At 61.8% G+C, this 25,718-nt stretch carries 23 protein-coding genes; 10 read left to right on the forward strand and 13 right to left on the reverse strand.

Translation table 11 applies throughout. From position 1 onward, the window contains the following. Position 1 precedes the first annotated feature (1 nt). The 5 genes from Cth01_RS10280 to Cth01_RS10300 all read right to left on the reverse strand — a co-directional run bounded on the left by Cth01_RS10280 (position 2) and on the right by Cth01_RS10300 (position 5,518). Positions 2-1,180 carry an acyl-CoA dehydrogenase family protein gene (locus Cth01_RS10280; RefSeq protein ID WP_045839102.1) on the reverse strand — a complete coding sequence of 393 codons (1,179 nt, stop codon included), beginning with the start codon at positions 1,178-1,180 and terminating at the stop codon, positions 2-4. Between the two features lie 52 nt (positions 1,181-1,232). Next, positions 1,233-2,876 (reverse strand): acyl-CoA carboxylase subunit beta, encoded by a 1,644-nt coding sequence (locus Cth01_RS10285; protein ID WP_045839103.1) that lies wholly within the window; start codon positions 2,874-2,876, stop codon positions 1,233-1,235. Continuing rightward, positions 2,873-3,763, reverse strand: a complete 891-nt coding sequence (locus Cth01_RS10290) for an SDR family oxidoreductase (RefSeq protein WP_034351693.1) — start codon at positions 3,761-3,763, stop codon at positions 2,873-2,875. Before Cth01_RS10290 ends, Cth01_RS10285 begins: the two co-directional genes overlap by 4 nt. Further along, the gene (locus Cth01_RS10295; RefSeq protein WP_233425148.1) at positions 3,763-4,410 is read right to left on the reverse strand and encodes a TetR/AcrR family transcriptional regulator; all 648 of its coding nucleotides are present in this window, start codon (positions 4,408-4,410) and stop codon (positions 3,763-3,765) included. The genes Cth01_RS10290 and Cth01_RS10295 overlap by 1 nt, the downstream gene beginning before the upstream one ends. Positions 4,411-4,498: 88 nt before the next feature. Continuing rightward, positions 4,499-5,518 carry an AraC family transcriptional regulator gene (locus tag Cth01_RS10300; RefSeq protein WP_034407720.1) on the reverse strand — a complete coding sequence of 340 codons (1,020 nt, stop codon included), beginning with the start codon at positions 5,516-5,518 and terminating at the stop codon, positions 4,499-4,501. 125 nt (positions 5,519-5,643) lie between these two features. On the opposite strand from Cth01_RS10300, the gene Cth01_RS10305 reads away from it, so the two are divergent. From Cth01_RS10305 to Cth01_RS10340, 8 genes are all read left to right on the forward strand, one after another. Continuing rightward, positions 5,644-6,828 carry a lipid-transfer protein gene (locus Cth01_RS10305; RefSeq protein ID WP_034407718.1) on the forward strand — a complete coding sequence of 395 codons (1,185 nt, stop codon included), beginning with the start codon at positions 5,644-5,646 and terminating at the stop codon, positions 6,826-6,828. 11 nt (positions 6,829-6,839) lie between these two features. Then, entirely contained in the window at positions 6,840-7,280 is a 441-nt protein-coding gene (locus Cth01_RS10310; RefSeq protein ID WP_045839105.1) for a MaoC family dehydratase N-terminal domain-containing protein, read from the forward strand. A gap of 12 nt (positions 7,281-7,292) precedes the next feature. Further along, positions 7,293-7,706 (forward strand): MaoC family dehydratase, encoded by a 414-nt coding sequence (locus Cth01_RS10315; protein WP_034351685.1) that lies wholly within the window; start codon positions 7,293-7,295, stop codon positions 7,704-7,706. Between the two features lie 30 nt (positions 7,707-7,736). Continuing rightward, on the forward strand, positions 7,737-8,567 hold the full coding sequence (locus Cth01_RS10320) for an SDR family NAD(P)-dependent oxidoreductase (protein WP_034383712.1): 831 nt from the start codon (positions 7,737-7,739) through the stop codon (positions 8,565-8,567). Positions 8,568-8,569: 2 nt separating this feature from the next. Next, the gene (locus Cth01_RS10325) at positions 8,570-9,727 is read left to right on the forward strand and encodes an acyl-CoA dehydrogenase family protein (RefSeq protein WP_080747246.1); all 1,158 of its coding nucleotides are present in this window, start codon (positions 8,570-8,572) and stop codon (positions 9,725-9,727) included. 42 nt (positions 9,728-9,769) lie between these two features. Then, complete coding sequence (locus Cth01_RS10330; RefSeq protein ID WP_045839106.1) at positions 9,770-11,326, forward strand: acyl-CoA synthetase; 1,557 nt, start codon at positions 9,770-9,772, stop codon at positions 11,324-11,326. Beyond that, complete coding sequence (locus Cth01_RS10335) at positions 11,326-12,108, forward strand: enoyl-CoA hydratase/isomerase family protein (RefSeq protein WP_045839107.1); 783 nt, start codon at positions 11,326-11,328, stop codon at positions 12,106-12,108. The genes Cth01_RS10330 and Cth01_RS10335 overlap by 1 nt, the downstream gene beginning before the upstream one ends. A 134-nt stretch (positions 12,109-12,242) precedes the next feature. Beyond that, positions 12,243-12,887, forward strand: coding sequence for a 3'-5' exonuclease (locus Cth01_RS10340; protein ID WP_034351677.1), 645 nt, complete (start codon positions 12,243-12,245; stop codon positions 12,885-12,887). 72 nt (positions 12,888-12,959) lie between these two features. On the opposite strand, the gene Cth01_RS10345 is transcribed toward Cth01_RS10340, so the two are convergent. Further along, complete coding sequence (locus Cth01_RS10345; protein ID WP_034351676.1) at positions 12,960-14,156, reverse strand: GGDEF domain-containing protein; 1,197 nt, start codon at positions 14,154-14,156, stop codon at positions 12,960-12,962. Between the two features lie 208 nt (positions 14,157-14,364). Here Cth01_RS10345 and Cth01_RS10350 point away from each other — a divergent pair, with 208 nt between their 5' ends. Then, a complete protein-coding gene (locus tag Cth01_RS10350; protein ID WP_034351674.1) occupies positions 14,365-15,642 on the forward strand; it encodes an O-acetylhomoserine aminocarboxypropyltransferase/cysteine synthase family protein in 1,278 nt (425 codons plus the stop codon). Between the two features lie 27 nt (positions 15,643-15,669). On the opposite strand, the gene egtB is transcribed toward Cth01_RS10350, so the two are convergent. The 4 genes from egtB to Cth01_RS10370 form a co-directional block, all read right to left on the reverse strand. After that, positions 15,670-16,998: an ergothioneine biosynthesis protein EgtB gene (gene egtB / locus Cth01_RS10355; RefSeq protein ID WP_082085648.1), complete on the reverse strand. Its 1,329-nt coding sequence runs from the start codon at positions 16,996-16,998 to the stop codon at positions 15,670-15,672. Beyond that, a complete protein-coding gene (gene egtD, locus Cth01_RS10360; protein WP_045839108.1) occupies positions 16,985-17,917 on the reverse strand; it encodes an L-histidine N(alpha)-methyltransferase in 933 nt (310 codons plus the stop codon). Before egtD ends, egtB begins: the two co-directional genes overlap by 14 nt. 530 nt (positions 17,918-18,447) lie before the next feature. Then, on the reverse strand, positions 18,448-19,062 hold the full coding sequence (locus Cth01_RS10365) for an OmpW/AlkL family protein (protein WP_003080665.1): 615 nt from the start codon (positions 19,060-19,062) through the stop codon (positions 18,448-18,450). Positions 19,063-19,265: 203 nt separating this feature from the next. After that, positions 19,266-20,285, reverse strand: coding sequence for a DUF808 domain-containing protein (locus Cth01_RS10370; protein WP_045839109.1), 1,020 nt, complete (start codon positions 20,283-20,285; stop codon positions 19,266-19,268). A 143-nt stretch (positions 20,286-20,428) separates the two neighbouring features. Here Cth01_RS10370 and Cth01_RS10375 point away from each other — a divergent pair, with 143 nt between their 5' ends. Beyond that, positions 20,429-20,638: a hypothetical protein gene (locus Cth01_RS10375; protein ID WP_034351667.1), complete on the forward strand. Its 210-nt coding sequence runs from the start codon at positions 20,429-20,431 to the stop codon at positions 20,636-20,638. 33 nt (positions 20,639-20,671) lie between these two features. On the opposite strand, the gene Cth01_RS10380 is transcribed toward Cth01_RS10375, so the two are convergent. The 3 genes from Cth01_RS10380 to Cth01_RS10390 all read right to left on the reverse strand — a co-directional run bounded on the left by Cth01_RS10380 (position 20,672) and on the right by Cth01_RS10390 (position 25,708). After that, entirely contained in the window at positions 20,672-21,877 is a 1,206-nt protein-coding gene (locus Cth01_RS10380; RefSeq protein WP_045839110.1) for a VWA domain-containing protein, read from the reverse strand. A gap of 2 nt (positions 21,878-21,879) precedes the next feature. Beyond that, positions 21,880-24,453: a DUF5682 family protein gene (locus Cth01_RS10385; RefSeq protein ID WP_045839163.1), complete on the reverse strand. Its 2,574-nt coding sequence runs from the start codon at positions 24,451-24,453 to the stop codon at positions 21,880-21,882. A 172-nt stretch (positions 24,454-24,625) separates the two neighbouring features. Next, entirely contained in the window at positions 24,626-25,708 is a 1,083-nt protein-coding gene (locus tag Cth01_RS10390) for an ATP-binding protein (RefSeq protein WP_045839111.1), read from the reverse strand. Between the last annotated feature and the right edge of the window lie 10 nt (positions 25,709-25,718).

The following is a 25,718-nucleotide window of genomic DNA, read 5'->3' on the forward strand; positions in this document are numbered from 1 at the left end:
CTCAGTGCGCCTGGCGCTTGATCAGCCCCATGGTCTTGCCGATGATGCCCAGCATGACCTCGTCGGCACCGCCGCCTATCGAGCCCAGACGCCCGTCGCGGTACAGGCGCGAGACGCGGTTGTCCCAGGTAAAGCCCATGCCACCCCAGAACTGCAGACAGGTGTCGGCCACTTCGCGCGTCAACCGCCCCGACTTCAGCTTCGCCATGCTGGCCAGCTGCAGCGCATCCTGGCCCGCCATATATATCTGTGCGGCACGGTAGGTCAGCGCGCGCAGCGCCTCGACTTCGGTCTGCAGCTCGGCCAGCTTGAACTGCACCCATTGCTGATCGATCAGGGTGCTGCCGAACATCTGTCGCTGCTGTGCCCACTCGATAGTCTGCTGAATGCAGTCCTCCATGGCGAGCAAGCCGCTGGCCGAGGCCCAGAGCCGCTCTTCCTGAAACTGCTGCATCTGATAGATAAAGCCCTGCCCCTCCTGACCCACCAGATAGCGCTGCGGCACGCGCACCTCGTCAAAGAACAGCAGGCCCGTGTCCGAGGAGTTCATGCCGATCTTGCGCAGCTTCTGCGCCACTTCCACGCCTTTGGTCAGCTTGCCGCGCGGGCCCTCCCGCAGCGGCACCATGATGAGACTTTTATTCTTGTGCACCGGTCCATCACCGGTGTTGACCAGCATGCACATCCAGTCCGCCTGAATGCTGTTGGTGATCCACATCTTCTGGCCGCTAATGATGTAGTCATCGCCATCCTTGCGGGCATGGCTTTTGATACCCGACACATCGCTGCCCGCACCGGGCTCGCTCACGCCTATGCAGCCCACCATATCGCCCGCGATGGCGGGCGCCAGAAACTGATCGCGCAAGGCGTCGCTGCCAAAGCGTGCCAGCGCGGGCGTGCACATATCGGTCTGCACGCCAATGGCCATGGGCACGCCGCCGCAGCGGATATGACCCAGAGTCTCGGCCATCATCAGGCTGTAGGAATAGTCCAGCCCCGAGCCGCCATAGGCTTCGGGCTTGGTCAGGCCCAGCAGGCCCAGATCGCCCAGCCCCTTGAAGACCTGGTGAGCGGGAAAGATTTCCTCTTCCTCCCATGCGTCGACATAGGGATTGATCTTCTCGTCGATATAGCGCTTGAGGGTCTTGCGCACTTCCAGATGTTCATGGGTCCATTGCATGGCTTGTCTCCGTCGAGTTCTGTTTGGAAGAAGTGGGGGAAGAGGCGCGGCACTACATGCGTGCGACCCCGAACTGCATGGGGCGCACCGTGCGCTGCTGCGCTTCGTGCAAGGTCTGCAGGCAGAAGGAGAGCACTGCGCGCGTGTCGCGCGGATCGATCACGCCGTCATCCAGCAGCAAGCCGCTGGTGACCAGCGCATCGGCCTGGGCTTCGAACATGGCCACGATCTGGTCGTACTGCTTTTGCATCAGCTCGGCATCGACGGGCAAGCCCTTGCGTGCCATGGCGGCCTCGGTGACCTGGCGCATGGTGCTGGCCGCCTGCTCGCCGCCCATCACCGCCGTCTTGGCACCGGGCCAGCTGAAAAGAAAGCGCGGCGCATAGCCGCGGCCGCACATTCCGTAGTTGCCCGCACCGAAGCTGGCCCCGCACTGAATAGTGATCTGCGGCACGGTGGCATTGGTCACGGCCTGGATCATCTTGCTGCCGTGCTTGATCATGCCGGCCTGCTCGCTGTCCTTGCCCACCATATAGCCCGTGGTGTTCTGCAGATAGATGATGGGATGACCGAGCTGGCACATCCATTGGATGAAATGCGCAGCCTTGTTGGCACCAGCCACATCGATGGGACCGTTGTTGGAGATCAGGCCCACGGCATGGCCCCCGATATGCGCCTGCGCACACAGCGTGGCCGCACCGTAGCCGGACTTGAACAGCAGCAGCTCGGAACCATCGACCAGCCGCGCCATGACTTCGTGCATATCCACTGGCTCGCGATGGTGCGCCGGCATCAGCCCCAAGAGCTCATCGGCCTCGTAACGCGGCTCGACGATTCCTGAACCGGCAGCCTCCCGTTTGGATATATCAAGCGCTTCAGGCCTTTTCCACTGGGACAGCTGAGACACCACAGCGCGTGCCATGCCCAGGGCTTGGCGGTCGTCCTCCGCGAGATACTCGCCCAGCCCCGAGACACTGGTGTGCATCTCGGCACCACCCAGCTCTTCCTCGGTCGCAATTTCACCAGTCGCCGCCTTGAGCAAGGGCGGTCCAGCCAGAAAGGCACGCGAGCGACCGCGCACCATGATGACCACATCCGACAACCCCGGCATATAGGCACCGCCAGCCGTGCCCGAACCATGCTGCACGGTGATGACAGGCAAACCTGCGGCCGACAACCGCGCCAGGTTGCGAAACAAGGCTCCGCCCATCACAAAGCCCTCGACGCGGTAGCGCATGAGATTGGCTCCCGCGCTTTCGACCAGATGGATGAAGGGCAGCTTGTTCTGCAGCGCGATCTCCTGCACGCGCAGCATCTTGTCCAAGCCTTTTTCCTGGATGGCTCCCGCCTCGATGCCCGAGTCGCTGGCCACGACCATGCAGCGCACGCCGCTGACAAAGCCAATGCCGGCTAGCATGCCGCCGCCGGGCACGGATTTTTCAGGGTCTGCCCTGTCCTGCAGATAGCCTGCCAGTGAGCACAGCGGCAACCAGGGGGCCCCCGGGTCCAGCAGCAAGGCCACGCGCTCGCGCGGCAGCAACTGGCCACGCTTTTCAAACTGCGGCTTGGAGCGTTGCGATGCCTGCGCGGCGCGCTGCTCCAGCTCACGCAGCGCGGCGATGCGCGCCAGCGTGGCGGCCCGGCGCTGCTGCGCCTGCTCGCCAGCTGCATTCCATTGCGATGCAAAGACGCTCATGACTGAAACACCTTGGGAGTCTGGTAGAGAGAAAAGCCATCAAATGCACGCACTGCGCCGCGTTGCTGCACCTCGGCACTGGCGGCCACCGGCCCCATGCCCATGCGCACCTGGGGACGGGCGCCATCGACGCGCAGCACCGTGCCGCTGATGAAACTGGCTGCGGGACTGAGCAAAAACACGATGGAGGCGGAAACCTCGGCCTCGTTACCAAAGCGCCCCGCCGGCACGGTAGCGGGCATCTTGCGCAACATGGCAGCCGCTTCGGGTGGATAGTGATCCATGCCGCTGGAGGCGATGTAGCCGGGTGCGATGGCATTCACACGCACGCCATGGGGCGCCCATTCCGCAGCCGCCGTCTCGGTAAGGCTGACCATGCCTGCGCGCGCCGCGCCGCTGTGCCCCATGCCCGGCATGGAGCCCCACATATCGGCCACCATATTGACGATGGAGCCGCCATGCTCTGCCATGTATTGCACAAAGCATTCGCGCGCCATGAGGAAGCCGCCTGTGAGGTTCGTGTCCAGCACGGCCTGCCATCCCTTGGCTCCGATGCTGGCCAGGGGCGCAATGTATTGCCCACCCGCGTTATTGACCAGGGCATCGATGCGCCCGTGGCGGGCCAGAACCTCGGCCACCAGCGCTTTGACGGCAGCCTCATCCCGTATATCCGCTCCGTGCCGGCTGACTCTGTCTGCCGGTACTCCGGCCTGCTGCAACTCGGCTTGGACAGCAACCAGCTTGTCCTGATTACGTCCCACCAGGGCAACTGTGGCGCCCAAGGATGCCAGCTCGTGCGCAACACAGCGGCCGATGCCCGAGCCGCTACCGGTCACCACAACCACCTGCCCCGCAAACAATGCGGCACGGAATACGGATTGGTACATCAACGCTCTCCAATGAATAAAGCCAGGGCTTGCTCGGTCAACTCATCCAGCGTCAGCCCCCGGCCCTCGGTAAACCATTGAGCCGTCCAGTTCAATGCGCCAAAGATCAGCAGTCGCGCGATTTCGGGACGGGCCTTGAGCTTTCCCGTGCGGTGCAGCGCCTGCAGTGCAGGCATCCACTGCGCTTCGTAGGCATCCTTTTGTGCGCTCACCTCCATGCGCTGCGCATCGCTGAGCAGCCGCCATTCGTAAAGCATGACGGGGATGAAGTCGCTCTCGCCGCCGACCATGATTTGCAGATGATTGCGCACCAGAGCGCTCAGTCGTTCCACGCCGTTGGCACGTGCCCCCAGTGCTTGCAGCGCAGCGTCCTGACTCACCGCAGCCTGAGTCATTCCATCTTGCATCACCGCGTGCAGAATGGCTTCCTTGCTCTCAAAAAAATAGAAGATAGACCCCGACTGCATACCTGCAGCGGCGGCGATGTCACGGGTGCTGGTGCCGTGAAATCCGCGCTGCCTGAACAGCTGCGCCGCGACCTTCACCAGCTCGCCACGACGCATGCTTTCATTGCGCTCATCGGCCGACTTCGGAGGCCTGCCGCGACCGCGCTTTTTTACTATGACTGCTTCATGACTTGTTTGCATGAGACGCAGCATATCGGCCTTTGTTATTTTTACCAATCATTTGCTTTTTAAAAATAACTAGGGCTTGTACGCAAGGGTTTTCAGGAAATCAGCTCTCGACCCGCCTGGCACGGTAAAGGCCGGGCGAGCTGCCCGTCCAGCCCTTGAAGGCACGCTGAAACGCCGCTGCGTCGGCAAACCCCAGGTCTGCCGCCAGCTCCGTAAAACTGACTTTGCTGGTGCCCAGTCGGGAGACCGCGATGTCTCGGCGAAGCTCATCCTTGATGGCTTGAAAGGAGGTGCCCGCAGCAGCCAGCTTGCGCTGCAGCGTGGGGGCCGACATGTTCAGCTCGGCGGCCGTAGCTTCCAGCCCCGCCCATCGCGGACGCGACTGCAGCAAATGAGAATGCACGCGGGCATCCACACCTTCTCCGGTACGCGGCGGCATGATGGCCGCCGCCGGCCAGCTGGCCACAAAGGTCTGCAACGCCTGCTCGTCACGACTGCAAACACGCGCGAGCTTGCGCGCATCGAACCAGAATGCCGAAAACGGCAAACCGAAATGCAAAGGCGCCGGAAAGGTATCGCCATAGTCGTTGGCGTAATCAGGCTGCCCGAAGGCAAAGTCAAAGTGCTGCACCTTGAGCGTACCGCCCATCAGCCAGGCAGTAAGCCGCCACAGCACGCGCAGGGAAAACTCATAGAGGAAATTGGGCAAGGGCTCATCGCCCACAGGGCGCAGCACAATGCCCGCCAGCGCTCCATCACGCACCAGTTGCACATCCACCTGATCCTGCAGCAGCACATGGGCCTGGCACATGCGTTGCAACGCAGTCTCCATCCCGTGCCCTGAAAGGGCCTGACGCGCAATCAGCTCCAGACTGCCACGCTTGAGCGGTCTGGAGAACTGGCACATGGCCTCATCCCCCAGCATCTCCACCACTCGCCACATCAGCGCCACATACTGGTCTGCCGTGACTCTGGCGCCGTCCTGCGCCAGCAGCAAAGGGGCTATGCCGGCACGCAGCAGCAGCTCCTCGCAGTCATGCCCGTGTCTTCTTACCCCGGCAGCAATACCCCGCACCAGCGCCATGGAGATCGTGAAAGGAACGATGGAAGCAGCAGCCATGAACAGATCACCTTGAGGTCTTTTGACATACGAAAGATGCGCTCGGCAATGGGTTTGCGCATCGGTAATTCCTACGATGGATCTCATTGCCCAGCACCTGTTTGCCACTTTCCCAAGGAGCCCCCATGAGTCGCGATGTGTATGTTGCCGGCGTAGGCATGATTCCATTTGCCAAGCCCGGAAAGAGTGATCCCTACTTCCAGATGGGCTCCAGCGCCACGTCCCTGGCGCTGGCAGATGCAGGCCTCGCGTATGACGCAGTGCAGCAAGCCTATGTGGGCTATGTCTACGGTGACTCCACCGCCGGTCAGAGAGCGCTGTATGAGGTGGGCATGTCCGGCATTCCCATCATCAATGTCAACAACAACTGCTCCACCGGCTCCACCGCACTGTTCCTGGCACGTCAAGCCGTGGCCAGCGGCGCTGCCGACTGTGTGCTGGCTCTGGGGTTCGAGCAGATGACCCCTGGCGCACTGGGCTCGGTCTTTAGCGACCGGCCCAGCCCCTTTGACCGATTCGAAGCGGAAACCGATGCCCTGGTCGGCGACAACGGCGTTCCGCTGGCCCTGCGCTACTTCGGCGGAGCAGGCAAGGCACATATGGACCAGTACGGCACGCAGCTTTCCACCTTTGCCAAGATCCGTGCCAAGGCCAGCCGCCATGCAGCGCGCAATCCCCTGGCCCTGTTCCGCACCGAGGTGTCAGAGGAGGAGGTCATGGCCTCTCCCGTGATGTGGCCGGGCGTCATGACCCGACTCATGGCCTGCCCACCTACCTGCGGCGCGGCGGCGGCCCTGCTGGTGTCCGAAGCCTATGCGCTCAAGCATGGCCTGGACCACAGCGTGCGCATCCGCGCCCAATCCATGACCACGGACAGCCCCAAGACCTTCGAGGCCCATGATATGCGCGAAGTGGTGGGCTTCAGCATGGCTCAGGACGCTGCCCGTCAGGTCTATGAACAGGCCGGCATCAGCCCCCAGGACGTTGATGTAGTGGAGCTGCACGACTGCTTTGCACAAAACGAATTGCTGACCTACGAGGCTCTGGGCCTGTGCCCTGTGGGCGGTGCGGAAAAATTTGTCTGCGACGGCGACAACACCTACGGCGGCAAGTTTGTGACCAATCCATCGGGCGGTCTGCTATCCAAGGGACACCCGCTGGGCGCCACCGGTCTTGCCCAGTGCACAGAATTGGTACAACAGCTGCGCGGCCGGGCCGATCAGCGCCAGGTTGCCAATGCCCGCCTGGCGCTGCAGCACAACCTCGGCCTCGGTGGCGCCTGTGTGGTCACCCTCTACGAGCGCGTCTGAAGGAGCGGCCAATGATTGACACCCAATGGATAGGGCATGACCTGCCCCCTTCTGAGCTCAGCCTGGACCGCAGCCGCCTGCGCTTCTTTGCCAAGGCCATCGGTGAAAACAACGCCGTCTATACCGACCTGGAGGCCGCCCGCGCAGCGGGCTACCCGGACCTGCCCGTGCCCCCCACCTTTTTGTTTGCGGCGGAGATGGACAGCGGCGCGTCCGACCTGCTCCTGCAAACCCTGAACATCCCGATCGCCAAGATCCTGCATGGCGAGCAGAGCTTTTGCTATCACCGGAGCGCCTGCGCCGGAGACCGCATCACGGTGCAGTCCAGGATCGATGACATCTACAGCAAGAAGAACGGCGCACTGGAATTTGTCGTGAAGTCATCGCGCGCCATCAATCAGAACAACGAGCTGGTGGCCGAGATGCGCTCCGTCATCGTGGTTCGCAACTAGAAAGGACCGGCAATGAACATCCCTCGCTACGACAAGGTCCAGGTTGGAGATGCACTGCCGACCCTCGACCTGCCCCCGATCAGCCGCACCACGCTGGCCCTGTTTGCCGGAGCCTCGGGCGACCACAACCCGATTCATATCGACACCGACTTCGCGCGCAAGGCCGGCATGCCTGATGTGTTTGCCCACGGCATGCTGGGCATGGCCTGGCTGGGGCGACTGCTGACCAACTGGGCGCCGCAATCCAGGCTGCACCGTTTCGACGTACGCTTTCAGGGCATTACCCATCTGGCCAATGCGATCTCGTGCACGGGCCGCGTTATGGAAAAACGAGATGCGGACCGCAGCGTCCGGGTCGAGGTGCAAAGCAGCAACCAGCATGGCCAGACCAAGATCGCGGGCGATGCCTGGATCAGCCTGCCCTGAGAACGTATTGATTCGCCCAAGGAGACAGCAATGACAAGAAAACTCGACGGCAAGGTAGCCCTGGTTTCAGGATCGGGCCGCGGCATAGGCCGCAGCATCGCCCTCAAGCTGGCCAGCGAAGGCGCACGCCTGGTCATCAACGACCTCGATGCCGAACCCGCCAATGAAACCCTGGCCCTGATACGCGAGATGGGCGGCGAGGCCGTTGCCTGCGTGGGCAATGTCACCCACACCGACTTTGCCGAGCGCTTTGTCGGCGCCGCCGTCCAGCAGTACCAGGGATTGGACATCATCGTCAACAACGCCGGCTACACCTGGGACAACGTCATCCAGAAGATGAGCGACGAGCAGTGGTACGCCATTCTCGACTGCCATCTGACCGCCCCGTTTCGCATACTGCGTGCGGCTCAGCCCGTCATCAAGGCCTTGTCCAAGGCCGAGCTGGAAGCTGGCCAGCGCGTCATGCGCAAGGTGGTCAATATCTCCTCGGTGGCGGGCCTGTTCGGCAATGCGGGCCAGACCAACTACTCCGTGGCCAAGGCCGGAATCACGGGCATGACCATGACGCTGGCCAAAGAGTGGGGACGCATGAACGTCAATGTGAACTGCGTGGCATTCGGACTCATCAAGACCAGGCTGACCAACTCCGCCGCCAATGGCGAGACGGCCCACATCGAAGGCCGCGACATCAAGGTAGGCGTGAACCCCGGCCTGATGGCAGCCATGGAACAGACGATTCCCCTGGGTCGCGCTGGCACGCCCGACGAAGCGGCGGGTGCGGTCTACCTCTTTTGCCAACCTGAGTCGAACTACATCAGCGGCCAGACCTTGATGTGTACCGGCGGCCTGACCGGGGTCTGAACATGCTGCTGCCCAAACCCTTTCAACATGCCTGGATGAATGCAGATATCGATGCTTTCAGAGAGCAGGTGCGCCGCTACATAGTGCGCGAACTGACACCCCATGTACCCGCCTGGCGCGCTCAGGGCTATGTGCCGCGCGAGATCTGGAGCGGCTTTGGCGCGCATGGCTTTCTGCTGCCCGAGATGGACGAGCAATGGGGCGGCGGTGGCGGCAATCTGGCCTACCAGTTGGTGGTTCAGGAAGAGCTGACCAAGGCCGAAGTACATGCCATCACCAGCGTGCACACCATCGCCTCGCACTACCTGCTGGCCTATGGAACTGAAGAACAAAAGCAGCGCTGGTTGCCCAGGCTTTGCAGCGGCGAATTGCTGGCCGGCATTGCCATGACCGAACCCAGCGTGGGCTCCGACCTCAAGGCCATGCGCACACGGGCCCAGCGCGATGGCGAGCACTACGTTATCAATGGCTCCAAGACCTTCATCACCAATGGCTACACGGCCAATTTGCTGGTGGTGGCCGTGCGCACCGGAGATGCCGGAAGCGGCGGCGTATCGCTGGTAGTGCTGGAGACGGAAAACCTGCCCGGCTTTCGCGTGGGTCGCAGGCTAGGCAAGATCGGCCAGCATATTTCGGACACCGCCGAGCTGTTCTTTGAAGACCTGCGCATACCCGCCAGCCACCTGCTGGGAGGCACCGAGGGGCAAGGCTTCAAGCAGCTGATGAGCCAATTGCCCTATGAACGCATGCTACTGGGGGTCAGCGCCGCTGCAGCCATCGAGATGGCTGTTGCACTGACCGTGGACTACACCCAGCAACGCAAGGCATTCGGCCAGACGATTGCAGATTTCCAGAACACGCGCTTCAAGCTGGCCGAATGCGCCACCACGGCCCATGTGGTGCGCAGCTTTGTCAACGACTGCATACAGCGCCTGCTCGACGGCACTCTGGATAACGAGGCCGCCTATATGGCCAAGTGGTGGTGCAGCGAGCAGCAGTGCAAGGTGATGGATGAATGCCTGCAGCTGTTCGGCGGCTACGGGTATATGGAGGAATATCCCATCGCGCGGCTGTACACCGATGCCCGGATCCAGAAGATCTACGGAGGCGCTAACGAGATCATGAAGGACCTGATCGCCAGACGCCTTTTCGCCCAATAGCTCTCGCATTGATCGCTTTCTCTGTTTCAAGAAAGGCCAGTCATGTATCTCACGCAAAGCTTGCGTCGCGCCGTGCAGCAGACGCCTCATGCCACAGCCAGCATCTACAACGGTCGCAAACGCAGTTTTGCGCAGCTAGGGGAGCGAGTCGCCCGCTTCGCCGGTGCGCTGCAAGCGCTGGGCACCCAGGCCGGGGACCGGGTCGGGATTCTGAGCCTCAACTCAGACTGGTATCTGGAGTACTACATGGCCTGCTACTGGGCAGGCGTGGCCGTCAATCCCATCAATATCCGCTGGAGCGCCAACGAGATCGCCTACTCCCTCGATGATTGCGACACCCGCATTCTGCTGGTGGATGACAGTTTTGCGCCTTTGACACCGGAACTCCTCAAGCTATCCCGCTCTCTGCAAACGCTGATCCACCTGGGCGATGGTCCTGCCCCGCAGAACATGCTCTCCTATGAAGCGCTGGTGGCAGACAGCAGCCCGGTTGAAGACGCCATGCGCAACGGCGACGATCTGGCCGGCGTCTTCTATACCGGTGGCACCACGGGCTCCCCCAAGGGGGTCATGCTCTGCCATCGCAATCTCTATACCAATGCCATCTCGAGCGTGTCGTCACAGATCGTGCGCGCAGGCAGCATTGGCCTGCACGCAGCCCCCATGTTCCATCTGGCTGACGGTGCGTTCATGAATGCCCTGTTCGCCGCAGGCGGCTGCCATGTCATGGTGCCGCGCTTCGATCCTCTCGCGGTACTGCAGGCCATCGCCAGCACCGGCGTGACCGATACGCTGCTGGTGCCCACCATGATTCAAATGCTGGTGGACCACCCCGATCTGCACAAATATGATCTGAAGTCGCTGCGTCAGATGGCTTATGGAGCCTCACCCATCTCCGAGGGCCTGCTGGACCGGGCCATGCGGACCATCCCCGACGTGGATTTTGTGCAGGCCTATGGCATGACGGAGGTATCCCCCATCGCCACCATTCTTTCCCCCGAGATGCACCGCGAACCAGGCCGGGCCAAGGGCCGCCACCGCAGCGCCGGACGCGCCACGGCCTGCACCGAGGTGCGCATCGTCGATCCCGAAGGGCGAGAGGTGCCGCGTGGCGAGGTCGGTGAGATTGCGGTTCGGGGCCCCGGAGTGATGCTGGGCTACTGGAACAAGCCTGCCGAAACCGAAGCCGCCATCCGTGATGGCTGGATGCATACGGGCGATGGCGGCCGCATGGATGACGAAGGCTACGTCTTTGTCGTGGACCGCATCAAGGACATGATCATTACCGGTGGCGAGAACGTCTACAGCATTGAGGTGGAGAGCGTTATTGCCACCCATCCTGCCGTGGCCTCGTGCGCCGTCATAGGCATTCCCCATGAACATTGGGGCGAGCAGGTCCATGTCTTCATCGTGCTTAAGCCCGGACAGAGCCTGGAAGCCCAGGAGCTGATCCATTTCTGCAAGGAGCGCATCGCCGGCTACAAATGTCCCCGTGATGTTTCCTTTGTCGAGGCCATGCCGCTATCCGGTGCAGGCAAGATCCTCAAGACCAGCTTGCGGGCCCCGTTCTGGGCCCATCATGAAAGAAAGGCCACCTGATGTCTGATCTGGTTCTCTGGGAAGTTCGCAACGGCGTAGGTCATATGGTTCTGAACCAGCCCGAGCGGGGCAACGTGATCAGTACGGCCATGGCTCACAACCTGAAGGCGGTGGTAGGGCTGGCCTGCAACACGGATATCGGTGCCCTGCTCATTTCCGCAAGCGGTAAGCAATTCTGCGTCGGGGGTGATATCAGCGAGTTTGGCGAACATCGCGAGCGACTGGCACCGCTGATCGGCGCCATGCTTGATCTGCTCAACCCTGTCATGCATCAGCTGGCCAGCTTGCCGCTGCCAGTCATCAGTGCCGTGCAAGGCCCTGTCGGAGGTGGCGGCATCGGGCTCGCACTGTGTGCGGACCTGGTACTGGCCAGCCGTCACATGTTTTTGCGCGGCGGGTACTCCGCCATCGGCCTGAGCCCGGATCTTGGTGTATCGGGCTATCTCACCCGCCGTGCCGGTGCTGCCAGGGCCAAATACATTCTGATGAGCAACCGCGCTGTCGCGGCCGAGGACTGTCTGCGCATGGGCCTGGTCGACGAGCTGCACGAGCCCGAACAGCTGCTGGCGGCGGCAACCGCGCTGGCCGAAGAGCTTGCCGGCGGCCCCACAAACTCCTTGGCGGGCATCAAAAGCCTCTGTGACTCGGCACATCGGCAAGATCTTCAGCAGCAACTGGGTGCCGAGCGCGAAGCCATGCTGGGCTGCGCCCGCTCCGGCAACAGCCTCGAAGGCGTGACTGCCTTTTTGCAAAAGCGCAAGCCCGTGTTTCAGCGTCGCTGAATCGTTTGCCTGTTTTTTAGGCGCAACAGGCAAAGCCTTGCCAGTCAAGGCTTTGCGCATTTATTCCGATATTTACCCACAGGCCAGACCACATGTTCTGGGGATAAGCACGAAGCTGGTGTGTAATTGCCGACATGCCCCGATTGATTGCACCCAGCAAGGACGAAAGTGCCCTGCTCCCTCCGTTTCTGGAATTGCCCGAACATGCAATCCACATACCGCAGTCCGAAACCGAATTTGAAGCCGCCTTCAAGGCCATGAATGCCGAGCCCGTGCTCGGCTTTGACACTGAAAGCAAACCCATCTTCAATATTGGCCAGCAAGACAGCGGCCCTCATCTGGTGCAGCTTGCCACGGCCAGTCAGGTCTGGCTACTGCAACTGCATAGGCCCATGGCTCTGGAAGTGTCGCGCATGGTGCTGGCTGCAGAACATATCTGCAAGGTCGGCTTCGGGCTCGATAACGATAAACACTCCCTGCCCCGCAGGCTGGGGGCGCCGCTGATCAATATTCAGGATCTGGACAGCCGCTTCAAGCGGCTCGGCTATGGCCCATCAGTGGGTGTGCGCGCCGCCGCGGCGCTGGTGCTCCAGCAAAGCTTTCGCAAGTCCAAGCGCACCACCACCTCCAACTGGGCTGCCACAGAACTCAGCCCGGCCCAGCGACGTTATGCCGCCAATGACGCCCATGCTCCGGTCGTGATCTATGCCCGCCTTCCCGCCTGGGAAAGCACACAACCAGTCCTTCCCCGACGCGGCCCCAGGAGTCCGAGGTCGTAAACGTTCAGCCCTCAGATCGCGAAAAGAAGCCAATCGTCAAAGCACCATAAGCTCTGCGCCCGACAGCGGGATTCAGGCAATCATTCTCCATTGCAGCTCGCTCTCGTCCTGCGCAGAGCTCATGACACAATCCCGCCCTGCCTTCTTGGCCTGGTATAGCAGCGCATCGGCCCGAGCCAGTGCCTGCTCGAAATCCTGTGCGGAACTGAGTGCAGCAATGCCAAAACTGGCTGTTACCTTGAGTTGCGCAGCCAATCCTCCGAGCACCTGGCTTTGCAAGCGCTCACGCACACGCTCCACAATGGCTTGCGCTTCGAACAGCTGTACTCGCGAGAGCAGCAAGACAAACTCCTCTCCGCCGAAGCGGGCAACCAGATCGCAGTCTCTGACCTGCTGAGTCAGCAACTGTGCCAGTTGCTGTAGCACCTGATCGCCGGCCGCATGGCCCCAGTTGTCGTTGATGTATTTGAAATGATCGATGTCCACGGCAACCACGGCCCAGGGCACCAGCCGCTGATCGGCCAAGCGCGACTCTGCGGCCTCCATGAAGGCGCGGCGATTGAGCAGGCGCGTCAAAGAGTCACGGTTGCGCTCTTCGCGCAATGTCGTCATCACATCCCTGACCGAGCAGGCCAGCAATCCAACGGCAAACCACATCGCAAACAGAAGCGCTATGGCCTGGGTGAGCAACCAGTATCCAGATCGGGTCAGCTCCTGCACTTCGTGAACGGGCAACAGACTTACGGCCGCCGGCCTGAACAAGGCATAACAGACGTTGAGCCCATAGGCCCAGCGCACGCCACGCTCCAGCCAGTCCTTTGACGAATCGGCCTTGAGAAACGCCGGCATGGCCAGGGTCAGCTGCAAGGCCATGGCCAGAGCCAGGCACTGCACGCGGACCCATAAATCATTCTCGATCCGGGAAAAATAGAACAGCACGGACAGGGCGACGACAGCGATCAACAGGCCGCCGGCCACGCTTGCCCCTGCCGACCCCAGCCGCAAGGACATGCCCTGCGCCAGCGACCAGGTTCCCAGCAAATACAGGCATGCCGTCATCAGGGCGAAATGACTCAGTTGCGCATTGCTCATCAGGCTTTGCGCAGCCAGAGCTGTCGCGAGCAGCACATAACCGCCCACCAGCCAGAGCAGGAACAGCGCACGCGGCTGTCGGCGCTGCACATACCAGCAAGCCAACAAGGCAAACCCGAACAACACCACGCAAGCCGGCGCAATCAAGGCAAAGTACAAATCTGCAGGCTGGCCCAATTTAGGTTCTCCGCGCAGGAAACTGTGAATTCAACGTCGTCCATTCTCCGGCGAGAAGTATCTCCAATATTCCAATACAGCGCTCGCTTTCACTCTGGCATAAGCACATAGCCATTAGGTCGTTCTCCTGAGTCGGCGTCCTGCCCATAATCAATGACGCCAAAGCTCTGGCTGTGGCGTTCGAATAACTTGCCAAAGAGACACACACATGCGCATAGAGACACTCGCCGTACATGCCGGCTATTCCCCCGACCCCACCACCAAGGCTGTGGCCGTGCCCATCTACCAGACGGTGGCCTACGCGTTTGACAGCGCCCAGCATGGCGCCGATCTGTTTGATCTGAAGGTCCCGGGCAATATCTACACGCGCATCATGAATCCCACCACCGACGTGCTGGAAAAGCGCGTCGCGGCGCTCGAAGGCGGCATTGCAGCGCTGGCCGTGGCATCGGGCATGGCAGCCATCACCGCCGCCATCCAGACCCTGGCCGAAACGGGTGACAACATCGTGTCGGCCAGCACGCTCTACGGCGGCACCTACAACCTGTTTGCCCACACCTTCCCGCAGCAAGGCATCGAGGTGCGCTTTGCCGATCCACGCGACCCGGCCAGCTTCGGCAAGCTGATCGACGCCAGGACCAAGGCGGTATTCATCGAGTCCATCGGCAACCCTCTGGGCAATGTGACCGATATCCGCGCTCTGGCCGATGTGGCCCACCGGCACGGCGTGCCGCTGATCGTCGACAACACCGTGCCCTCTCCCTATCTGCTGCGCCCGTTCGAACATGGCGCTGACATCGTCGTGCATTCGCTGACCAAATACCTGGGCGGCCACGGCACCAGCGTTGGCGGGGCGATCGTGGACAGCGGCAAGTTCCCCTGGGCGGAGCACAAGGCCCGCTTCAAGCGCCTGAACGAACCCGACGTCAGCTACCATGGCGTTGTCTATACCGAGGCCCTTGGCCCCGCCGCATTCATAGGCCGCGCCCGCGTCGTGCCGCTGCGCAACATGGGCGCCGCCATCTCGCCGCAGAACGCCTTCCAGATTCTGCAAGGCATCGAAACCCTGGCCCTGCGCATGGACCGCATCTGCGAAAACACGCAGAAGATTGCAGAAACGCTGCAAAAACACTCCAAAGTGGAATGGGTGCGCTATGCAGGCCTGAAAGACCACCCCGACCACGCCATCGTGCAAAAACAGTCTGGCGGCCGCGCATCGGGCATTCTGTCGTTCAGCCTCAAGGGCAGCGAAGGCCGTGCGGCCGGTGCGCGTTTCCTGGACGCCTTGCAGCTGTTCACGCGCCTGGTCAATATCGGCGATGCCAAGTCGCTGGCCACCCACCCTGCTTCAACCACGCACCGTCAGCTGGATACGGACGAACTGGCCAAGGCCGGCGTGACCGAAGGCATGGTGCGCCTGTCCGTGGGCATCGAGCATATTGACGATCTGCTGGCCGACCTGAACCAGGCGTTGGAACAGGTCTGAAGCGGGCTGAGACTCCGGCGCGCGACTTCAGGCATCGCGCGCCAGCCGCAGCCCCGTCATCTGCCATCGAGCCGTTGCGGGAAAGAAGTTGCGATAGGTCAGCCGCGCATGACCGGCAGGCGTGAGGCAGGAACCTCCGCGCAGCACATACTGGTTGACCATGAATTTTCCGTTGTACTCCCCCACGGCACCCTCGGCCACGCGAAAGCCCGGGTAGGCGGCATAGGACGAATGCGTCCACTCCCAGACCTGGCCAGTTGCCACCCCATGATGAGCGCCCGAGACTTCAGGGTGCAGGCTGGCATGACCCACTGACGAGGACACAGGCCAGTCATGCGCACCCATTGCCACCTCCCACTCCATCTCCGTCGGCAGGCGCGCACCGGCCCAGCGCGCATAGGCATCAGCCTCGAAATAGGAGATATGGCAGACAGGCCTCAGCGCATGCAGAGCCGTCACGCCATACAGGCTGAACTCCTGCCAGCCCGCATCACCCGCAGCATCCTCAGCTTGCCTCCAGTACCAGGGGTGGCTCAGTTGCTGGGCCTGGCACCAGTCCCAGCCTTCGGCCAACCACCATTGAGGCTGACCGTAGCCGCCATCCAGCACAAAACGCAGAAACTCGCCATTGCTCACGGGCCTCGATGCAATCTGCGCAGCTTGCACATAGACACTGTGCCTGGGCATTTCATTGTCAAACGCAAAGCTGCCGCCGCCATGACCTATGCTGTAGATGCCCGCCTCAAGTGGCAGCCATGTGAGATCGGCATAGGCCTGCACGCAATTCTCCTCTGCCACCCCATCTGACGCATAAGCAGGCCAGAGCGGGTGACAAGAAAGCAAATGCTTGATATCGGTGAGCATCAACTCCTGATGCTGCTGCTCGTGCTGCAAGCCCAATGCGACGAGCTGAGCAACGACCTGCTGCGTCGTCGGACTTTTCTCTTTCATGGCGGCCATCAGCGCCAGCATCTGCTCATCCACCACAGCGCGATAGGCCATGACCTGCGCCAGAGCCGGTCTGGTCAGCAAGCCCCGCTGGGCTCTGGGATGGCGTTCACCCACCTGCTGGTAGTAGGAGTTGAACAGCATGCGAAAACTGCCGTCAAAAACCTGATGCCCTGGCTGGTGCACGGCCAGTACAAAGGTTTCAAAGAACCAGCTGGTATGGGCCAGATGCCATTTGGCAGGACTGGCGTCCGGCATGGATTGCACGCAGGCGTCTTCTGCAGACAAGGGCGCAGCCAGCTTTTGCGTGCAGGCCCTCACCCGCTCGAACTGCTGCGCCAGCACTATCCAGTCCCTGGCAGCAGGTGCCATGAAAAATGGCCGCTCCATGGTTTCAGGCTTGGGCATGAATGACGGCAAACCATTGCTGCTCATCGGTCCAGACCCTGGGTTCGGCAAATCCCGCGCATGCCAGCATGGAGAGGAAATCGGACAGCGGGTATTTGTAGCTGTTCTCCGTATGGATGGTCTCGCCCTGAGCAAAATAGCGCAGGCCCTGAGGCCAGCACACCATGACGGGGCGACGGGCGCGCAAATGCATCTCTATCCGCGATGTCCGACTGTCGAAGCGCGCCTCATGCGCCCAGTCCTGAAGATTGAAATCGCTGCCCAGCAGACGGTTCACATGATTGAGCACATTGAGATTGAATTCGGCTGTGACGCCCTGCTCATCGTCGTAAGCGGCTATCAGAACCGGTACCGGCTTGGGCAGATCAATGCCAATCAGCAGCCCGCCGTCGCCCCCCAGAAGTGAATGCATATGTCCGAGCATATGCAAAGCCTGCTGCGTATCGAAGTTGCCGATCGAGGAGCCAGGATAGAACAGCTCACGCCGTGTCTGTGGCACGCCTGACGGCAAATGCCAGTCCCCCGTGAAATCCGCCGCAACCGCACGAGCCGTAAGTCGCGGGAAGTCATGCTCCAGCCTAGCCACAGCGGCCTGCAGAAACTCGACCGCAATATCCACTCCCAGAAACTGCTGCGGCCCCACGCTGCGGCACAGGCGTCGCACTTTTTCGCAATTGCCCGCTCCCAGCTCTATCAACACCTGGCAACCCGCCATGGCCTGGGCGATCTCCAGGTCGTAGCGGGCCATGATGGCAGCCTCGGTTCTTGTGGGGTAGTACTCGGGCAGCTCGGTTATCTGCTCAAACAGGGCGCAGCCATGCGCGTCATATAGGAACTTGGGAGAAATCTGCGCCTGCAGCTGCATCAGCCCCTGCGCCAGTTCATAGCGCAGATGCGTCGGGGGGGCATACGCGTCCATGAAGCTACAACTCTCCCCCTGAAGCGATGGAGGTCTCAACGAGGACGCCAGAGGCAATGGAATGCGCCCTGCGCGTGATGCAAACTCTATCGATGCTGCCTGCCTGTCCGGTGTCGCGCGCATGCTGATCCTCCTGATGAGCTGATCGCGCGATGCAGCCATTGCCCGCGCCATCACTGCCAAGCCTGCTTTAGAACGTGCTTACCGCGTTGGAGAGCAAGGAGATCGTAAACACGTTCTTAGACCCTCAGCCTAGCGCGGCCGGCAATCGGCAGAAGTAGGACTGAAGCCAGCGATCCTTTTACTGCATGCGCATGCAGCAATGCTGACAAAGTCAATACTGGCCAAAGAATTCAGCAAAAAAAATCGGTACCCCGCGCTGGCGGAATACCGATCTAAACATACACCCTAGCCTCCGAAGTCATCAGGCCATGCCGACCTGCTGACTCCGATGCACCGCAGAGCCTGCGGTGCGTGCCTCGCCTGCGGGAAGAAGGCCGCAGACAAGAACACTCTTTGCCGTGAAGCTATCAGAAGCGATAGCCCACGCCCACACCCACCAGCCATGGGTCAACCTTGAACTTGGTGTTTTCAAACACGCCTGCACCTGTGACCTTGGTACCCAGATACACCTTCTTGATGTCGAAGTTCAGCGACCAGTTCTTGTCCAGCGCATAGTCGAAGCCGACCTGCAGCGCGCCGCCAAAGCTGTTCTTCTTCACGGTCACGGCACCATCCAGGATGTCCACGTTCGAGAAGCGTGTGTAGTTCACGCCTGCCCCCACATAAGGCTTGAAGGCCCCGAAGTTGGTGAAGTGGTACTGCGCCAGCAAGGTGGGGGGCAGATGCTTGAGCGAACCGATCTTGCCGCCATTCAGGCGCACATCATGCTTTTGGGGATAGGTCAGCACCAGCTCTGCCGCAATGTTGGGCGTGAAGAAGTAGGACACGTCCAGCTCAGGCATCCACTTGTTGTTGATGCTCACGCCTGCGTCTCCGGCAGCGCCACCGTTGTCGCTGTCCAAATGCAGAGCGCGCACGCGAACCTGCCAAGGGCTGGAGCCGTCAAACGAAGATTGGGCAAAAGCGGTACCGGCCGTCAGGGCGCTGGCAACAGCAGCAATCGCGATCAGAGTCTTTTTCATGGGTTCTTTCCTTGAAGAATTGGGTGAGTGCAATGCTTTGCATCCCTTGGCATCCATTGAAGCAAAGCCACTGCCACACGGGTTTGTCCCAGGTCAACCCGCACACCAACACCGCAAAGAAAAAAGCGGACGTTGCCCATCGGCCACGTCCGCCCAGGACACTGATGAAGCGCAAAAATTTGCTTCAGCAGTGATGGTAGTCGTCAATTCGGATGAGCCGCCCTGGCTGGTCGCAGCTTGTGCCACAACTCCATGCACACCACAACCGCACCGCCAATGACGGCCCCAACCAGCACATGTACCAACACCGGTCCCAGCGCTGCAACAATACCGCCCGTGGGCACAATCACCTGCTCTATCCAATGTTCGACAGGCTCTATGCCGTGCACCAGCAAGCTACCGCCTACCATGAACATGGCAGCCGTGCCCACGATGGACAGCCCGCGCATCAGCCACGGGGTAAAAGCAATCAGACGACGGCCCATGGCCTTGGCAGCGCTGCTGCTCTTGGCCATCAGCCAGCCGCCCACATCATCCATGCGCACGATCCCGGCCACCAGTCCATAGACGAACACGGTGATGGCCAGAGCTACTGCGATCAGCACCGAGGCCTGCTCCCAGATGGGTTTGGCGGACACCGTACCCAGCGCAATCGCCATGATTTCGGCCGACAAGATAAAGTCCGTGCGCACGGCCCCCTTGACCTTCTGCTTTTCGTACTCCATCGGGTCCATCTGCTTTTCACGCGCGGCACGCACCGATGAAGGCGCAACACCTTTATGGGCAGCCTCCTCGGCATCCACCACGGCATCATGCGCATCATGCTTTTTGTGCTTGTGAAACAGCTCAAGGATCTTTTCCACGCCTTCGAAGCACAGAAAAGCGCCCCCCACCATCAGCAAAGGCGTGATCAACCAGGGCACAAAGGCGCTGATCAATAGCGCTGCGGGCACCAAGATGGCCTTGTTCATCAACGAACCTTTGGCCACCGCCCAGACCACTGGCAACTCCCGATTGGCCTTCACTCCCGTGACCTGCTCGGCATTGAGAGCCAGATCATCGCCCAGCACGCCGGCCGTCTTCTGCACCGCCACCTTGGTCTGTGTGGCCACATCATCCAGGATTGCTGTGCTCTTGCCCGCAGCGGTCTTGGTCATCAAGGCCACATCGTCGAGCATGCTTGCAATATCGTCTAGCAGCATCAAAAGGCCGGCACCTGCCATCGCACTCCCCAGTTGGTTTCAATGTCCACTATCATGCCTGCAAACCGTGCAGCGACTGCAGCAGGAAGTTGCCAATCGCCTACGCGATCAGCACGGCCAAGGCTTTGCAGCGACAATGAGCGCCCTCATCGAACGGAAACCCTGTGACTCAAGCCATCGCTCATGCCGAACTGATTGCCAGCTACCGCAAACTTGCCGCAGAGGCCGCCAAGAAGGCGGAACTGGTCAAGGCCGCAGCGGGCAAAGGCCCCAAGACCATTGCAACGGTCAGCGAAACCGCTGCCAAGGCCGCGCGCCGCCGCGATGTGATGGCCGCCAGACTGGCCAAGCTTGGTATCGATCTGCCGGGCTGAGCCTCAACAAGCAGCCTTCTTCGGGCAGTCTTCTTATTTGCTGGTCTTGAAGCCCTGTGTCGCCGCCCAGGCGGCCACATCGTCGCGGCGGATGGCCGCTGCCATGAGCTGTGGAAAGGCATCGGGGGTACAAGCAAACGAGGGCACGCCCAGTGCCGCCAGCTTGGCCGCCAGTTCCGCGTCATAGGCCGGCGCCCCCTCGTCGCTGAGCGCCAGCAACGTGATGAACTGCACGCCTGCTTCCACCAGCTCGTTGGCGCGGCGCAGCAGGCCCGACTCCACACCGCCTTCGTAGAGGTCGGAGATCAGCACCAGAATGCTGTTGCGCGGCTCGCTGATCAGCCCCTGGCAATAGCCGACCGCACCGTTGATATCGGTGCCGCCACCCAGTTGCACGCCAAACAGCACATCGACGGGATCGTCGAGTTTTTCCGTCAGGTCAACCACTGCCGTATCAAACACCACCAGCTTGGTGGCCACGGCCGGCAGGCTGGCCATCACCGCACCGAAGATGCTGGAATAGACCACCGAGTTGGCCATGGAGCCGCTCTGGTCAATGCACAGGATCACCTCGCGCTGCGGGCGACGCGCCTTGCGCCCATAGCCAATCAGCGTCTCCGGAACAATGGTCTTGTATTCGGGCTGCCAGTGGCGCAGGTTGGCGCGTATGGTGCGATTCCAGTCGATCTCGGCATGGCGCGGGCGTCGGTTGCGCTGGCTGCGATCCAGCGCCCCGGCCACGGCATTGCGCATGGGCTCCTCGAGCTCTTTCATCAGCTCGTCCACCACCTTGCGCACCACCAGCCGCGCCGTGGCCTTGGTGTTCTGCGGAATCACCGAGCCCAGCGAAATCAGGTCCGCCACCAGATGCACATCGGGCTGCACGTTCTCCAGCATCTCGGGCTGCAGCAGCAGCTCGCGCAGATTCAGACGCTCCATGGCATCGCGCTGCATGACCTGCACGACCTGGCTCGGAAAGTATTTGCGGATATCGCCCAGCCAGCGCGAAACCGAAGGCGAGGAGTTGCCGCGTCCACCCTTGCGCGATGCCAGCTTGCTGTCTTCCTCATACAAGGCGGCCAGCGCCTGGTCCATCTCCTGCAAGCGGCCCGTCACACCGCCGCAACTGGCGTCAGCGGGGCTGCCCAGCACCATGCGCCAGCGCTGCAGCCGCGTGGTGGGCTGCAGCTCTTCGGACTCCTGTTGCGGCTCGGTCGCCAAATTTGCTGTTTGATTCATCGTCACACCCTGGCCGCAGCCGCATCAAAATCGGTAGCTGCCTGGGCTTGTCCCATCAGCGCCTGTGGCAGATTCAATCCCAGCAACTCATTGAGCACGGGCAAGGCCCGCAAGGCACGCGACTCATCCCAGGGCGCGGCGTCGTCCGCAGCGCCCACGGCAGGACCAGGTGCCGCAGCGCCCCCCACAGGAGTTCGCTTGACCTTGTCGCCCAGGCTTTGGCGCTCGTGATTGCTGAAGGTCGAGAAGCTGCGCCGCACCAGCGGCAGAATCTGGGCAAACTGCACCTCGCCCAGACCGCTGAGCCAGGCATCGACAGCACCCCAGATGGACTCGTCATGCAGCAACACCAGCGCCTGCTGGTTCAGGAAACCGTCCAGCCAGGCGGCCACATCCATGGGCGCCGCGCCCAGCGAAAGATTGCGGTTGAACTGACGCACGATCTCAGCGCTTTCCAGCAACTGCTCATCCAGCAGCAAACGACAGGCCATGCCGCGCAGCAGCGCCGCTGCGGCATCCCCCATGGCCAGGCTACGCAGTGCCAGACGCCAGGCATCCACCGCCTGTTGCGCCTGGCCGTCGCTGGTGCGCAGCCGCAGTGCCTCGTGCGCCGCCAGCACCTTGGTCTTCATGGCGGCCGCAGCATCCTCATCCATGGCCATGCAGGCAACAGGCAGGCCGATGGCGGCGCGCAGCACCAGCGAATCGATCACGCCAGCAAGCAAGGCGGTATCGGTCTGGCGCACGCTGCCATAGCGATAGACATTGGCCAGCGGCGGCAAGGCCTGCAGCAGCTGGGCCACATCGCCCGTGGTAGCTGCACGCTGGGCCAGCGTGGCGATCAGGGCTTCGACCAGCTGCGGCAAATCGGCCAGCAACGCATCGTCGATGGCCTGCGCGATTTCGGGCAGCGAGGTCTCGGTCGTCAGGCTGGAGCGCAGCTTGGCCGTGGCGGCCTGGGCCACGGTCGCGCCGTGCACGCTGGCCTCGATGATGCGCACTGCCAGCTCGGGCTCCCACTGCAGCTGCCAGCTTTCGCGGAAAGTACCCCGGTTGCGCTGGGCATCAGTGGTGCGAACGCCCCAATCAATGCCGAGCAGTCTCAGACGGTGCAGAAAATGGCTGCGTGCCAGATCCGTGTCCTTGCGCAAATCCAGCGCCAGCAGCTTGCTTGCCGCCTCGGGCTTGAGGCGCAGCGATTTCTGCTGCTGCTCAATGTCGCGCTGCAGCGGCACCTGGGGTACATCGGCGGGCACCTGGCCCAGCACATGACCGACGGTCAGCTCCTCATCGATCAATCTGAGCGGCGCGTCCTCGCCCATGCAGATCACGGTGACGATGGCCTCGTTGATCTCCTCCAGGCCGGGCATGGGCTGGCCGCGCAGCGCCGCCAGGCCCTCGGCCAGACGCGTGGCCTCGATGATGTGAGCGCTGGAGCAGTCCAGATCCTTGTCGCGCAGCAGATGGGCCACGCGCGTCAGCCAGCCCGCCGTGCGCAGTGTGGCTGGAGAAACCTCGTTTTTGATAGCTACTTGCGCTTTACCATCAAGCGTTTGAGGCTGATTTGACTCCAAACCCTGGGACGACTGATAACACTGCCACAGATGCCGGTACCAACCCGGAGAAGTCACACCCGCGCCATAGCCGCTGCTGCTGGCCAGGTTGCGGTAGGTCCAGGGGGCCCAGGTCGCCATCACCTTGGCCTTGGGCAGGCCTTTGAGCAGTGCGCTGTCGGCCTTGGCCGTCACGCTGGCCTTGAGCGCCGGCACATGCCAGGCGCCACAGACCACGGCAATGCGCTGGTGACCGGCCTTGATCGCCTCGCGAATGCACTGGCGCATATGGGCTTCGCGCAGTGCTTCACGCTTCATGTATTCCTCGCCGCGCCAATGTTCGCCATCCTTGGACAGTTCTTCGCGAGCTGCCGTCATCACCTCGCCAATGCTTTCAAACAGTGCTTCGCTATCGCCGCGCTCCTCGACCAGACGGTTCCACCAGCTCTCGCCATCGTCAAAGCCTGCGGCATGGGCCAGCCAGTCCAGCGGATCGCGGTGCAGGTGTTGAGGGGGCGGTGCCGGGATGTCCAACTGCAACCCATGCTCGTCGCCATCCTGCATATCGGCCAGCGTCGCGGCCTCCGCGACATCCGGTGCATCCTGCTCCGAGTCCGCGACAGCCGCCGCCTGCACAGCAGCCTCTGCCTCCTGTGCCGCCTTCTTCAGCGCTTCGCGTCGCGCAAACTCGATGGCCATGCCATGGGTCTGGGGCAGGTCGATGAAGCGCGTGGCAACACCCTGGCGACTGGCCCACTGCAATGCCTGCCATTCGGGTGAAAACTCGGCAAATGGATAGAACGCGGCCTGGCTGGGCTCGTCCTGCATATAGACCAGCATGGCCACGGGCGGGCGCAGCTCGGCACTTTGCAGCATGGGCAGCAGCGCCTCCCCCTCTGGCGGGCCTTCCACCAGCAGGCAATCGGGCTGCAGTGCTTGCAGCGCCTGCAACAGGCTGCGCGCGCAGCCCGGGCCGTGATGGCGTATGCCAAAGAAATGAACAGAATCAGCGGAAGTGGCCATGGGCTGGGTCAATCAGAAATTCTTGAGGAGCGACTGCATTTCAATGCGGTTGGCACAGCCCGGCGAATCGAAGATTCGCGCTTGAGACGAGGCGTCTTTGTCGAAGACAGTAGCAGCGCTACGGCGAGACAAAGCAACGAAGTATCAAGGGCTGTGGCAGCCGCTCGCCTAATTACAGTTGCTCGCGGCAGGCGCGGTACAAATCCTTCCAGTCGCTACGCTCCTTGACCACGGTCTCCAGATATTCCTTCCACACCACCGTGTCCTGCACCGGGTCCTTGATCACGGCTCCCAGCAGGCCCGAGGCCACATCGGCCGCGCGCAGCACGCCATCGCCGAAATGGCCGGCCAGTGCCATGCCGCTGTTGATGACCGAGATGGCCTCTGCCGTGGACAGCGTGGAGCTGGGCGACTTCACGCGCACGGTCTTGCCGTCCTCGGTCTGGCCATGGCGCAGCTCGCGGAAGATCTGCACCACGCGGCGCACTTCCTGCAGCGCAGGCGGCTCGGAGGGAAGCTGCAGCGCCCGCCCCTGTTCGGCCACGCGCTTAGTGACGATCTGCACTTCCTCGTCCTGCGAGGCAGGTACAGGCAGCACCACGGTGTTGAAGCGGCGCTTCAATGCGCTGGACAGCTCGTTGACGCCCTTGTCGCGGTTGTTCGCCGTGGCGATGACAGAGAATCCCTGCACGGCCTGGAACTCCATGGACAGCTCCGGCACGGGCAGCGTCTTTTCGGACAGCACGGTGATCAGCGTGTCCTGCACATCGGCGGGAATACGTGTGAGCTCCTCGATGCGGGCGATCTTGCCCAGCTTCATGGCATGGACCAGCGGACTGGGAATCAGCGCTTTCTCGGACGGACCATGGGCCAGCAACTGGGCATAGTTCCAGCCATAGCGCAGCTGCTCCTCGCTGGTGCCGGCCGTGCCCTGGATCAGCATGGTCGAATCGCCGCTCACAGCCGCAGACAGATGCTCGGACACCCAGGATTTGGCCGTGCCGGGCACGCCATACAGCAGCAAGGCACGGTCGGTGGCCAGCGTGGACACGGCAATCTCCATCAGGCGCGGATTGCCGATGTATTTGGGGCTGAGCTCAAACCCGTTGCTGAGCTTGCCGCCCATCAGATACTGGAGCACGGCCCAGGGCGAAAGCTTCCAGTTGGGCGGGCGCGGACGGTCGTCCACCTTCTGCAGGGCATCGAGTTCTTCGGCAAATTGCGCCTCGGCGTGCTGACGTAGTACTTGGCTCATGATGACTTTC

The sequence above is a fragment of the Comamonas thiooxydans genome, from assembly GCF_000964545.1.
Lineage (GTDB): Bacteria > Pseudomonadota > Gammaproteobacteria > Burkholderiales > Burkholderiaceae_C > Comamonas > Comamonas thiooxydans.